A 13254-nucleotide genomic window follows, 5' to 3' on the forward strand; every position below is an offset into this window, starting at 1 on the left:
CGTGGAAGAAAAATCCGGAATCCGTGCCCATGCCTGTCGGCTGGAAAACCGGAGCGCGGCGAGCCTGACCGGGGTGCGGGAAGTGGTATCGTTCGATGAAAACCAGGTGGTGGTGGACACGGACATGGGGCTTTTGACGATCAAGGGGAAGGAGCTTCATGTCAGCCGCCTTACGGTAGAAAAGGGAGAGCTGGAGGTGGATGGGCAGGTGGACAGCCTGGCCTATTCTTCAAATGAAGCTTACCGGAAGGCCGGACAGTCGATTCTGACCCGGCTGTTTGGCTAATGGCACAGGTGTGCCGGGAAGCACGGCTTTTGCTTCTTGGGCTTGGCGTTGGGATTGTCCTGATGGTGGTGTATGACGGGCTTCGGCTGTTCCGGTTTCTGGTTCCGCACAAGAACCTGGTGACCGGGCTGGAAGATCTGTGCTACTGGATCTGGTCCGGTTTTTTTACGTTTTTGTTTTTGTACCGGGAAAATGACGGGGCACTGCGCTTTTACATCATAGGCAGTATTTTTTGTTCGATGCTTTTTTATGACCGGATTATCAGCAGAAATTTGCGAAAGGTCTTGAAAAGGGCGGTTCGATGCATTAGAATGAAATTACGAAGGTAACATAAATAAGGTTAAGGGAACAAAGAAGTTGGTGAGGAATATGAAAGCGCGGGAAACAGGGCGCAGAAAGCGCAAGAATAAGGACCGGTTGGGAAACCGTCTGGCCGTGATCGGCATCTCGGTCGTGGTACTTAGCCTGGCAGTGGTTGTGAATGTCAAGAATACTTCCATGGAAAAGAAGGTTATGGAGTATCAGGCAAAAGAAGAAGCCCTGACTCGCCAGGTTGAAAATGAAAAGAAGCGGGCGGCAGAGCTGGAGGAACGCCGGGTCTATGTACAGACCAAGCAGTATATCGAGGAAGTGGCCAAGCAAAAGCTGGGTCTGGTCAAGCCAGATGAAATCCTTTTAAAACCTGCACCTAAAAACAACTAAGCTGCCGTACCATACAGTTGTGGTTGCAGAAAAATAACAGGCATAGGATCCTTTCCTGAAGCATATATTGTGGTTCAGGAGGGGATTTTTTGTGTGGAAGCGAAAACGGCGCCGGGACATGGCGGATGTTCATATCTATACAGCAGAACGGTTGCGTGAGATGGCCCAGTCGTTAGAATGCCTGGCCAGAGCCTGCAATGACCGGATGGAGGATGAAAAAGGGCTGACCAGGGAGGATGCCCAGGCGGCTATGCAGACGGCAGCCGCAATGGTGTGTGGCCAGTGCAGCCGCTGTAACCTGTATTGCGATGCAAACAAGGAAGACAGTTATTATTTATATTATCTCCTCCGCTCGTTTGAACAGAAAGGGCGGGTGGAGTATGAAGATATGCCGAGACTGTTTTTGGAAACCTGCCGTAACAAAGAGGAATATCTGGCCCAGTTAAACCGGAACCTGGGGCGGGCCACGATGAATCTGGAATGGAAGAACCGTTTTTTAGAAAGCCGTGATACGGTCATGGTGCAGTTTCGGGAGCTGGCGGCCATGCTCGATGAATTTGCAGAGCAAATGGGACAGGCTGCAGATATTACGGACCAGAAGCTGGAGGCGGTCCGCCGCCTGTTCCGGCTGCATCAGGTCTCGGTAGATAATATGTTGCTTTTGGAGCATGAAGACCGGTACCGGGAGGCTTATGTGACTCTTCACACGCTTGGAAACCGGTGTATGACAGCGAAGGATGCGGCAGGGCTGTTTGGACAGGCTGTGGGCGGAAAGGGATGGTATGCGCCATCAGATACTCGTGCGCTTATCACAAAGCAGCCGGGGATCGTGCGTTTCCTGGAACCGGGAGAATACCGGATGATCTATGGGGTAGCACGTATGCCGAAGAATGGGACAGGCATTTCCGGGGATAACTATACGTATTTCGGAAGCCTGCCCGGGCAGGTTATCATGAGCTTGTCCGACGGAATGGGAAGTGGGGAAACGGCTGCCAGGGAAAGCCAGAAGGTGATCGAGCTGGTGCAGCAGCTATTGGAAACAGGATTTTCCGCCCGCTCAGCACTAAAAATGGTGAATACCATTCTTTTGCTGGCCGGAGTGGAGCAGCATCCGGCCACACTGGATCTTTGCTGTGTAAATCTTTGCAGCGGGCTATTGGAGGCTATGAAAATGGGGGCCGTTGCTACGTTTATTTTAAGCGGCGGAACGGCAGAGGTGCTGGAGGCAGGAAATCTTCCGGCGGGAGTGCTCTCCCAGGCAGAGCCTGTGCTGCTCTCCCGGAAGCTCTGGGACGATGACCGGATCATTATGATGACAGACGGAGTGCTGGAGGCTTGTCCGGGTCTGGAAAAAGAAGCAACCCTGAAGGAGTATCTGGAATCCATGCCGGTAAAAACACCCCAGGATATGGCGGAACGGATCTTACGGTTTGCCTGCCAGAATGGTGGCATGAATGATGACATGACAGTGCTGGTGGCGGGTATCTGGAAACGGTAGCGAATGAAAGGGCAAACACCCATTGCTGGGCACGCATGTGTGAACAGCAGCGGAATCACTGCTTGCGGCAGGAACAAAATACAGGTATAAACCAGAGTACAGGAAGGATAAGATGTTACAAAAAGTAAGAAACTATATATGGGAACAGAACATGATACAGCCGGGAGACGGTGTGATCGTGGCGCTTTCCGGTGGAGCGGATTCGGTGTGTCTTCTGGTAGTATTAAAGGAGCTGGCGCAGATGGGGCTGGAATGCCAGGCTGCAGAGGTTACAGGAACTGTAGCTGGGCCAGAAACAGAAAAACAGCAGATCCGTTTCGACTTACGTGCGGTTCATGTAAACCATGGGATCCGCGGTGCGGAGGCAGACCGGGATGAAGCCTTCGCCAGGGAGCTTTGCAAAATGCTTCAGATCCCGTTTTTGGCGGCACACTGCCAGGTCCCGGAATATGCGGCAGAGCATGGACTTTCGGAGGAAGAAGCGGGACGGATCCTGCGCTACCAGATATTGGAAGAGCAGGCTGCGGCGTGGGAGCAGGAGCTTTCGGTGGGAAAACAGGAAGCACCTGTGGGAAACCAGACGGAGTCAGCAGGGAGCCAGGACGATTCGGCGGCGGGTTCGGACAATGCAGGAGAATGTCTGGCTGATCCGGCAGCGGGTCCGGGCAATGCAGGAAAACACCGGGTGAAGATTGCGCTGGCGCATCATCTGAATGACAATGCAGAGACGATTCTGCATCATCTGCTCCGTGGCAGCGGCCTGACGGGACTTTCCGGCATCCGCCCGGTGCAGGGACGGCGTATCCGGCCTCTTCTTTGTGTGGGGCGCGGGGAAATCCGTGAGTATCTAAGGGCAGAGGGCCTTGGCTGGTGCGAGGACAGCACGAACCAGTCCGGTGATTACACCAGAAACCGGATTCGGAACGAGGTGCTGCCTCTGCTGAAACGTGCGGTGAACGCACAGGCAGAGGAACACATTCTGCAGGCCGGGCAGATCATCGGGCAGGCAGATGCGTATCTGGCAGATCAGGCAGCAGAAATCTGGAAGAGAGCCGGGGCGCTGTACGGCAAGGAGAAAAGAGATGCTTCCTGCGATTCTGGAAACAAGGATTCTGCAAAGTTCTGGGATTCGGAAAAACAGGCTGCAAAAGACTGCGTCCGCGCAGAAATCCCCCTTGCCACATTCCGAACGCAGCCAGACATTCTGAAAACCTACTTGATCCGGCATATGTTAAACCTGCTTCATCCGGGCTGGAAAAATATAACCAGCCGACATTTCCATCAGATCACGGAGCTGGCAGAAAAGCAGGTGGGAAGCAGGATCAATCTTCCGGGAGGTCTGATCGCAATGATTGGATATGAGACGCTTGCGCTGACCCGAAATACCGGACCGGACATGGTTTCCCGGAAAACAGAAGCAGCAGGTCCCGGATACGGTGAAGAATATAGTCTGGAAATGGACCAAGCGCTCCAAATGACAGTATTTTCTCGCCAAAAAGGCCAGGAAATTCCTAAAAACCAGTATACGAAATGGTTTGACTATGATAAAATCAAAGGTACGCTGTCCATTAGAACCCGAAAGACGGGGGATTACCTGATCCTGCCGTCCGGAGGACGTAAAACCATTGCCCGTTTTATGATCGACGAAAAGATCCCAAAAGAAGACCGGGACCACATTCTGCTTCTTGCAGAGAACGATCATGTATTGTGGGTGGTGGGTTACCGGATCAGCGAATACTATAAGATAGATAACAAAACAAAAAACATATTGCAGGTAACCTGCGACGGAGGAAAAGATTATGGCAGATAAGATCAGAGTATTGTTGCCGGAAGAAGATGTAAACAAGCGAATCAGCGAAGTGGCAGAACAGATCAGCAAAGATTATGAGGGAAAAGAAATCCATCTGATCTGCATTTTAAAGGGTGGCGTATTTTTCACCTGTGAGCTGGCAAAACGCCTTACCGTTCCGGTTACCATGGATTTCATGTCTGTTTCCAGTTATGGAGATGACACCAAATCCAGCGGCGTTGTCCGTATTGTAAAAGACCTGGATGAGTCCCTGGCAGGAAAAGAGGTCCTGATCGTGGAGGATATCATCGACTCCGGCCGTACCCTTTCTTACCTGATCGAGGTATTGAAGCAGCGCGGACCGAAGAGCATTCACCTGTGCACCCTGCTTGACAAGCCGGAGCGCCGTGTGAAAAAGCAGGTCAAGGTCGATTATACCTGCTTCACCATCCCGGATGAGTTCGTAGTAGGTTACGGTCTCGATTACGCCCAGAAATACCGCAACCTGCCGTTTATCGGTGTGGTTGAGGTAGATCAGTAAGGAGGCCGGTGAGTGAAACAGCAAAGTGGTTTTCGGGGCAGCTGGCTGCTTTTTCCGCTGCTTCTGATCGTACTGGCGCTGGCGTTTATGCCGGGGCGCAAACAGAATGAGCTGAGTTACCAGCAGTTTAAACAGGTACTGGAAAATGGAGATGTCGGAAGTCTGGTCATTTACCAGAATGAGCAGACACCGACCGGTGAGGTGCGTCTTTCCAACCGTGCAGGTGAGGTTTATGTGACCTATGTTTCTGATGTAAACCAGGTCCAGCAGATGCTTCAGAATGCAGACATTGATTACAGTATGAACGATGTTCCGCAGACCAGTTACTGGATGAGCATCATTCTTCCGGTTGTGATCTCTGTAGGCGCAGTGATTCTGATGATGGTCATCATGAACATGAGAGCCGGTGCAGGCGGTGGTACCAATGCCAAGATGATGAACTTTGGCAAGAGCCGTGCCCGCATGACAAACACCAGCAATGTGACATTTAAAAATGTGGCAGGTCTCCAGGAAGAGAAAGAAGATTTGGAAGAGATGGTGGATTTCCTGAGAAATCCCCAGAAGTACACCAGTGTAGGCGCGAGGATCCCGAAAGGTGTGATCCTGGTGGGCCCTCCTGGAACCGGTAAGACCCTGCTTGCCAAGGCAGTAGCTGGTGAGGCTGGTGTGCCGTTCTTCTCCATTTCCGGTTCTGACTTCGTAGAGATGTTTGTCGGCGTCGGTGCTTCCCGTGTCCGCGATTTGTTCGAGGATGCCAAGAAGGCAGCACCGTGTATCGTATTTATCGACGAGATCGATGCCGTAGCCCGCAGACGTGGTACTGGCATGGGCGGAGGCCACGACGAGCGCGAGCAGACCTTAAACCAGCTTCTGGTTGAGATGGACGGTTTCGGTGTCAATGAGGGCATCATTGTCATGGCAGCGACCAACCGTGTAGATATCCTGGATCCGGCTATCTTACGTCCGGGCCGTTTTGACCGTAAGGTTGCAGTTGGCCGTCCAGACGTGAAGGGCCGCGTGGAGATCCTTCAGGTGCATTCCAAGGAAAAACCGCTTGGAGAAGACGTAGACCTGGCACGCGTGGCAAAGACAACCTCCGGCTTTACTGGAGCTGATCTGGAAAACCTCATGAATGAGGCCGCCATTCTTGCGGCAAAGGAAAACCGCAGCTTTATCCGCCAGAGCGATATCGACCGCGCATTTGTTAAGGTTGGCATCGGCGCGGAGAAGAAGAGCCGTGTCATTTCCGAGAAAGAGAAGAAGATTACTGCATACCACGAGTCTGGTCATGCGATCCTGTTCCATGTACTGCCGGATGTGGGACCAGTTCACACGGTATCCATCATCCCGACCGGCGTCGGGGCAGCAGGCTACACCATGCCGCTCCCGGGTGAGGACGAGATGTTCAACACCAAGGGCAAGATGCTGCAGGATATCATGGTATCCTTAGGCGGCCGGATCGCAGAGGAGATCATCTTCGGTGATGTGACGACCGGTGCTTCCCAGGATATCAAGCATGCCAGCAAGATCGCGCGTGCCATGGTGACCCAGTATGGTATGTCCGAGAAGGTTGGCATGATCGATTACGGCAGCGACGATGATGAGGTATTCATCGGAAGAGACTTCGGTCATGTGCGTGCTTACAGTGATGAGGTGACCGCTTCCATTGACGCGGAAGTAAAGCGTATCATCGACGAGTGCTACGCAAAAGCAAAGAACGTTATCCTGGAGCACCGGGATGTGCTGGAGAGCTGTACCGCCCTGCTGATCGAGAAAGAGAAAATCGGACAGGAAGAGTTTGAGGCATTGTTCCAGAAATAAAAAGAAGTCAGAAGGCATAGATGCGTTTGCTTAGCGGGGCAAAACAAATGAAACTATGCAAAGTGCACAAAAAAAGTTTTGAAATTTGTTCATGTTTGTTAACACTTATTGGTTGGTCCGTGCTATTATAATACACGTAAACCCCCCAATACATTATATAGTTTTTGCTACACCCCATAAGAAACGAAATACCTTCTCCTGAAAGAGCCAGCTACCCCGCTGGCTCTTTCGCTGTTATTTGCGCAATGCGCAAACAACAGCGGATTTTGCCGATGCTTTGCATTCCAAATCGGCAAAATCTGCTACCACGACTGTACTGTACGGAATTTTCAGTTCAGAAAATTCCTACCCATAAATGGTAGATGTTTGTTTTCAGATAATAAACATGTTGTCATTGACATGAAAATCATATAAAATGAGATTATACGATTCCATCGGGGAAAATAGTCATACAAAAGTTTTATTTGCGTAACGCGCAGACAGGATCAGGGCAGAAACAAAAAACCCGGGAGGAAGGAGCAGGGGTTATGTTTGATGAGCATCAGGAAAATGGAATGAACCGGCAGGCATTGTTTACGGATGAGACGCAGGATTACCGCAGACCGGAAGAACCGAACGCGGGCGAGACTGTAACGCTCCGCTTTCGCACCGCGAAGGACGATGTCGACCGGGTTTTTTATATTGAGGAAGATAAAAATATTCAGGCAGAGATGCGAAAGGTATCTTCGGACCGCCTGTTTGATTACTATGAATACCGGATGGAGGCGGACAGTGAGCCACAGCGGTATTATTTCCAGGTGGTGAAGGACAATGAAATCTGCTATTTTAACAGATTAGGAGCTACCATGGACATCCAGAGCTGCTATGCATTCCGCATCACCCCGGGATTCCATACGCCGGAGTGGGCGAAGGGCGCAGTCATGTACCAGATCTTTGTGGACCGCTTCTGCAATGGAGACAAGAGCAATGATGTGACAGAGTGTGAGTATGTCTACATTGGGTGTCCGGTACACCGGGTTACGGACTGGAGCACTAACCCGTCTACGATGGATGTAGGCTGTTTCTACGGCGGTGACCTGCAGGGCGTGTGGGACAAGCTGGATTACCTGCAGTATCTGGGGGTGGAGGTCATCTACTTCAATCCGCTGTTTGTTTCCCCATCCAACCACAAGTATGACAGCCAGGATTATGACCACATCGATCCGCACTATGGCGTGATCGTTAAAGACGGCGGAGAAGCGGTGGCAGAGAATGCAGTGAACAATGACCATGCAACCCGCTACCAGATGCGCAGCGCAGACCCGGAAAACCTGGCTGCCAGCGATGCATTTTTTGCCCGCTTTATGGAAGAGGTCCACAAGCGCGGCATGCGCGTTATCATCGATGGTGTGTTTAACCACTGTGGTTCCTTTAACAAGTGGCTGGACCGCGAGAAGATCTATAGCAACCAGGGCAGCTACGAACCAGGTGCTTATGAGAGCAAAGAGAGTCCGTACTGCAGCTTCTTTAAGTTTTATAATGAGGATGCGTGGCCGGATAACGGTACCTACGACGGCTGGTGGGGACACGATACCCTGCCGAAGTTAAACTACGAGGATTCGCCGAAGCTGTTCGAATACATTATGAAGATTGCCCGTAAGTGGGTATCTGCGCCGTACCAGGTAGACGGCTGGCGTCTGGACGTGGCAGCCGATCTGGGCCATAGCAGTGAGTATAACCACAAATTCTGGCAGGAATTCCGGAAGCATGTCAAAGAGGCAAATCCGGAGGCTATCATTCTGGCAGAGCATTACGGGGACCCAAGCAGCTGGCTGGCCGGAGACCAGTGGGATACCGTCATGAACTACGATGCGTTTATGGAGCCGCTTACCTGGTTTTTAACCGGTATGGAAAAGCACAGCGATGAGTATAATGGTGCCCTCTACGGTGATGGCGTCAGCTTTTTCCGATCTATGTATTACCACATGAGCCGGATGCAGACCCAGTCTGTATTGGTGGCTATGAACCAGTTGTCAAACCACGACCATAGTCGTTTCCTGACCAGGACCAACCAGATCGTGGGACGTCTGGCCAGTGCGGGTGCGAAGATGGCAGAATTTGGAATTAATTACGGAACCTTCCGGGAAGCCATCATGGTGCAGATGACCTGGCCTGGCGCACCGACCCTGTATTACGGAGACGAGGCAGGCGTGTGCGGCTGGACTGACCCGGATAACCGCCGGACGTATCCGTGGGGATCCGAGGATTTTGAACTGATCGAGTATTACCGTTATCTCATTGACCTGCACAAGAAGCTTCCGGCCCTGCGCCGCGGCTCCTTAAAGCAGCTTCAGGCAGACCGCCAGCTCATCATGTATGGCCGCATGAGCGGGGAAAATAAGTGCGCGATCATCATCAACAACCGCGGCGATGGCAGAACCGTCAGCGTGCCGGTTTGGGAGCTTGGCATTACCGATGAAGATGTGATCACCCGCATGATGATGTCCTATGAGAGCGGCTATAACGCAGGACGGGTAGACTACCATGCAGACCACGGATATCTGACACTGGAGGTACCGGCGCACAGCGGCGTGCTGTTGTCCAGTGGGGTGCTGGTGTAAGGAATGTTCGGCCGGTGTCTGTATGACAGAACGCATATAGACTGCAGTTTTGCGGAAGAATATAGAGAAATGATGTAAATCAGATAAAGAAAAGACCTTCGTACCGGGAACTTACCACGGTGCGGAGGCCTTTTTTGGCAATTTGTATATATAAAAGTAAATGGAAAGTAAATGGAAAAGCAAAAAACTGCTTGCTTTTTGGCAGTTGGTATGATAATATAATTTTTGCTTGTCGAAGCTAGTATGGATGGGTTCCCGAGTGGCCAAAGGGGGCAGACTGTAAATCTGTTAGCTGTGCTTTCGGTGGTTCGAATCCACCTCCATCCATTTCCTGAAAAGGATATGCCGCAGTGGCGGAACTGGCAGACGCACAGGACTTAAAATCCTGCGGGACTAATCTCCCGTGCCGGTTCGATTCCGCCTGCGGCATTTACGTGAAAAAGGTATTTCTGTACTTACAGAGATACCTTTTTTTTCGTGAATCGTGTATAATGTGCGCGAAGGCAAAAGTGAACGTGGAACACATGTGGACACGCATGCTTGCATGCGGTGGACAAAAAATAAAGAAAAGAGGTAAAGAACATGATTCGAAATTCAGCACGCGAGATGATCCTTTATTATAATCCGCAGCCATCATCAAAGGTAATGAAGCTAAAAGGGGTATTGGTGCGTATGGGAATCCGGATCCGCAATGTAGGTCCGGAACAGGTGATGGAAACAGTGGGTGCGCTTGCAGGTCTTGCAGGGTTTGAAAAGGTGGGAAATTTGGAGGAACAGGGAAACGAGAATCCAGCAAAGGTGATACCGGAGGAAGTGCTGGTCATGCATGGCTTTACCAGCCGCCGGATCGATGAACTGTTAGCTGCCTTGCGGAAGGCCGGAGTACCTAAGGTGGAATTAAAAGCAATTATCACACCAACTAATGCAAGCTGGACCTTTTACCATTTATATGAGGAAATAAAGGAAGAACATGAGCGCATGAAACAGTCTGCGGCAGAGCCTCAGAAATAGAGACAATGTTTTGCCATAGAAACCGGAACGATGAGAAGAAGGTGGTGAAGATGGGAAGGAAGGCGACAAAGAGGACGGTGAAGATGCCAGGAAAGAAAACAGGAAAGAAAATAGACAAAAGAATGGTTCTGTTCATGCTGCTTTGTATGGTAGTGTGTCTTACGGCCTGTATACCGGAGGTGGTGAGCCAGCCGGAGAAAAAGACGGTGCTTCAGCTATGGCATTATTGGGGAAGCGAAGATGCCAGGCATTGTCTTGCATCGCTGATTCAGAAATTTAATGAAACCCATGAAGAGATTGAAATCCAGGCAAATTATATTGCGGATGAAGATTTTAAGAAAAGGCTGATTCTTGCTGCAGCAGAGGGGGAAACTCCAGATCTGGTCGTGGTTGATTCTTCGGATATCCAGTATTACGATAAGGCAGGAATCTTACAGGACCTGTCATCTGATATCCGTAAGGAAGATTACCTGTCCAGGGCATTGATCAGCTGCCACCGCGAAGACGGGCATCTGGTTGGTCTGCCATTGGGAATGAATTGTCTGATGTTTTATTATAATATAGATATTTTGAGCCAGGCTGGCGTAGAGCCGCCTAAGACACTGGAAGAATTCGTGAAGGCTGCAGAGCGTGTTACCTCAGAACGGGTATCTGGCTGCGCATTTCCTGCATTGCAGAGTGAGGAAAGCAGTTTTTGCTTTTTACCAATTCTCTGGAATTATGGGGGAACGCTGGCACAGATCGACTCTTTGGCTGGAGAGCAGGCATTTGGCTTCTTGAAGCAGCTGGCCGAGAATGGGGCACTCAGCGAGGACAACGTAAATATGACTCTTTCCGATATTGCATGGGAATTTGCCAATGAAAACATTGCTATGGTCTTTATGATATCGGGCTATGAAAATGAGATCCGGGAAGAAAATCCAGATCTTCATTTTGCAGTGACCAGACTTCCATGTGGGGAAAATTCGATCACAGTCAGTGGTGGAGAGGTGCTTGCCGTGGCTTGCCAGGAGCATGAGGCAGAGGCAAGGGAATTTGTGAGATATATGGCAGAGCCGGAACAGACTAGCCAGTATATAGAAAGCATGGGATACCTGTCTGCCAGAAAGGATCTTTTGAAGGCGCAGATTCAGAACAATCCGGAAAAGAAAGCGTGCTGGGATTACTTAAAGGAAGCGAAGCTCCGGGAGAGAGAGGCTTACTGGCCGTCGCTTTCCATGGAGCTTGCGGAAAGCATCAACCGGGTTATTCTGGGGCAAGATGAACCAGAAGAATTAGAGCAGCTGTCTGAGCGGATCAACCGGATCAGGAGGGAAAGTTATGAAAAAGAGTAGAAGCCTGCGGTCTATGATCATATTTCTGGCGGTTGTCCTGGTGATTCCGATCCTGTGTTTTTCCCTTTACCTGCAGGCACAGACCTGGAAGATCATGAAACACAACCTGCAGCGGGAGCTGAGCGGGGAATTGAATACGGCCGACCATATACTGCAGATGATTGTGGACAAATATGATATGGTCCTTTACGATTTCTGCACGGACGATGCGATGATCGAGCTGGTAGAAGACATCAATGAATCGGAAAAACCATCTGATGCGCTAAAGTACCAGATCCGGCGTAATCTGGCACACATCTGTAACCGGAATGAAGGGGTAGAGGGAATCACCCTGATAACAGAATCGGGACAGGTCTGCTTTTATGATAAGAGAGCAGCCTCTTTTGTTTCTACAAAGTGGGCAAACCGGATTTCGGTCAGCGATATACAGGATCAGATGGCGCTGTACCGCGGGAGTTCTGAGGTCATCGGTGAGGCGGAGCATCCGGTTCATATGTTCCAGCTGGTCCGGCGTCTGGCAGATTACCGGAATATCAACCGCAGGATCGGAACCGTCATCCTGAGTGTGGACCAGTCTGTACTATGGAAGGAGATTCAGGTCAGTGCCCAGTCATCGGTTTATGTCTGTGAATCGGGACAGATCATTGCTGCCGCTGATACGAAGCAGATTGGAAGCAGTATTTTATCGAAGCCGCAGCGGGGATACCGGGTGCTGCAGACAAAAAATAAAAAAACAGGATGGGATGTCTATCATTTTTATGAGACGGCCCAGTTTGAGCAGATGGTATTTACCAATATCTGCATTGGATTGGGAACACTTGCAGCCCTGATGCTGCTTTCCCTAACACTGGTCAGTCTGATGACAGGCCCCATGCTGGAGCAGGTGGGCCGCTTAGGATATGCGATGTCAGAGATTGAAAATGGAAATTTTTCCGTGCAGATCCCACTAGCATCCCAGCCTGCCAATGAATTGGAGCGGATCTCAGCCGGTTTTAACGAGATGTCTGTTCAGCTAAAGAAGCTGATGGAGGCAGTAAAGCAGTCTACCGTGGAACAAAAAAATGCAGAGCTTCAGGCCATGGAGGCGCAGATCGATCCCCATTTTCTGTATAATACCCTGGATACCATTAACTGGAAAGCTCTGGAGTGCGATGAATTTGAAATCAGCAGTATGGTTGGGGCATTGGCAGATATTTTGCGCTATTCTATCCGGAACCCTGGGGATATGGTGAGCATCAGCCAGGAATTATCCTGGCTGGAGCGTTATATCATGCTGCAGAAGGAAAAGCTGGACCAGCCTCTTTCGGTTGTTACGGATATCCCCAAGGAGCTGATGGGATACCGGATCCACAAGCTCCTGTTACAGCCTTTTGTAGAGAATGCGATCAATCATGGATTCCGCCGCATGAAGGAGCCATGCCGGATTGAAATTTCCATGAAATTATCCGGAGAGCAGTTTTATATCCAGATTCATGATAATGGGTGTGGCATTTCGCCCGAACTTGTGAGAGAATTAAATAATAAGAAGAGCAGCGCCGGGGCACATGTGGCGTTGCCAATGTAAGAAAACGTCTGGAGCTCTATTATGGGGAAAATCACGGGATGTACTTCGAGAGCCGGGAAGGATCAGGAACCAGTGTGCATCTGTTTATTCGTGCGATACGTGGAGGCA

The 13254-nt window shown here is 50.5% G+C and carries 11 protein-coding genes and 2 tRNA genes; all 13 read left to right on the forward strand.

All coding sequences use genetic code 11. The annotated features are described in order from the left end of the window. Nucleotide 1: 1 nt before the first annotated feature. The 13 genes from yabP to DXA97_RS04055 all read left to right on the forward strand — a co-directional run bounded on the left by yabP (nucleotide 2) and on the right by DXA97_RS04055 (nucleotide 13146). Nucleotides 2-286, forward strand: coding sequence for a sporulation protein YabP (yabP, locus tag DXA97_RS03995; RefSeq protein ID WP_182436788.1), 285 nt, complete (start codon nucleotides 2-4; stop codon nucleotides 284-286). Continuing rightward, nucleotides 286-615 (forward strand): spore cortex biosynthesis protein YabQ, encoded by a 330-nt coding sequence (gene yabQ, locus DXA97_RS04000; protein WP_118718651.1) that lies wholly within the window; start codon nucleotides 286-288, stop codon nucleotides 613-615. Before yabP ends, yabQ begins: the two co-directional genes overlap by 1 nt. A gap of 40 nt (nucleotides 616-655) precedes the next feature. After that, nucleotides 656-988: a septum formation initiator family protein gene (locus tag DXA97_RS04005; protein ID WP_118718652.1), complete on the forward strand. Its 333-nt coding sequence runs from the start codon at nucleotides 656-658 to the stop codon at nucleotides 986-988. Nucleotides 989-1079: 91 nt separating this feature from the next. Next, entirely contained in the window at nucleotides 1080-2486 is a 1407-nt protein-coding gene (locus tag DXA97_RS04010; RefSeq protein WP_347561447.1) for a SpoIIE family protein phosphatase, read from the forward strand. A gap of 112 nt (nucleotides 2487-2598) precedes the next feature. Then, nucleotides 2599-4296 carry a tRNA lysidine(34) synthetase TilS gene (gene tilS, locus DXA97_RS04015; protein WP_118718653.1) on the forward strand — a complete coding sequence of 566 codons (1698 nt, stop codon included), beginning with the start codon at nucleotides 2599-2601 and terminating at the stop codon, nucleotides 4294-4296. Continuing rightward, nucleotides 4286-4816, forward strand: a complete 531-nt coding sequence (hpt, locus tag DXA97_RS04020; RefSeq protein WP_118543183.1) for a hypoxanthine phosphoribosyltransferase — start codon at nucleotides 4286-4288, stop codon at nucleotides 4814-4816. Before tilS ends, hpt begins: the two co-directional genes overlap by 11 nt. A gap of 12 nt (nucleotides 4817-4828) precedes the next feature. After that, nucleotides 4829-6637: an ATP-dependent zinc metalloprotease FtsH gene (ftsH, locus tag DXA97_RS04025; RefSeq protein ID WP_118718654.1), complete on the forward strand. Its 1809-nt coding sequence runs from the start codon at nucleotides 4829-4831 to the stop codon at nucleotides 6635-6637. Between the two features lie 527 nt (nucleotides 6638-7164). After that, nucleotides 7165-9237: a glycoside hydrolase family 13 protein gene (locus tag DXA97_RS04030; protein WP_118718655.1), complete on the forward strand. Its 2073-nt coding sequence runs from the start codon at nucleotides 7165-7167 to the stop codon at nucleotides 9235-9237. Between the two features lie 245 nt (nucleotides 9238-9482). Continuing rightward, nucleotides 9483-9564: transfer RNA gene (locus tag DXA97_RS04035), tRNA-Tyr, on the forward strand. 17 nt (nucleotides 9565-9581) lie between these two features. Next, nucleotides 9582-9666, forward strand: a tRNA-Leu gene (locus tag DXA97_RS04040). Nucleotides 9667-9819: 153 nt separating this feature from the next. Continuing rightward, entirely contained in the window at nucleotides 9820-10248 is a 429-nt protein-coding gene (locus tag DXA97_RS04045) for a DUF3783 domain-containing protein (protein WP_118718656.1), read from the forward strand. An 83-nt stretch (nucleotides 10249-10331) separates the two neighbouring features. Beyond that, nucleotides 10332-11582 carry an extracellular solute-binding protein gene (locus tag DXA97_RS04050; RefSeq protein WP_182436789.1) on the forward strand — a complete coding sequence of 417 codons (1251 nt, stop codon included), beginning with the start codon at nucleotides 10332-10334 and terminating at the stop codon, nucleotides 11580-11582. Further along, nucleotides 11569-13146: a histidine kinase gene (locus DXA97_RS04055; protein ID WP_118718658.1), complete on the forward strand. Its 1578-nt coding sequence runs from the start codon at nucleotides 11569-11571 to the stop codon at nucleotides 13144-13146. The genes DXA97_RS04050 and DXA97_RS04055 overlap by 14 nt, the downstream gene beginning before the upstream one ends. Nucleotides 13147-13254 lie beyond the last annotated feature (108 nt).

It is taken from the genome of Clostridium sp. OF09-36 (assembly GCF_003481985.1).
In the GTDB taxonomy this organism is placed as follows: domain Bacteria; phylum Bacillota; class Clostridia; order Lachnospirales; family Lachnospiraceae; genus Brotaphodocola.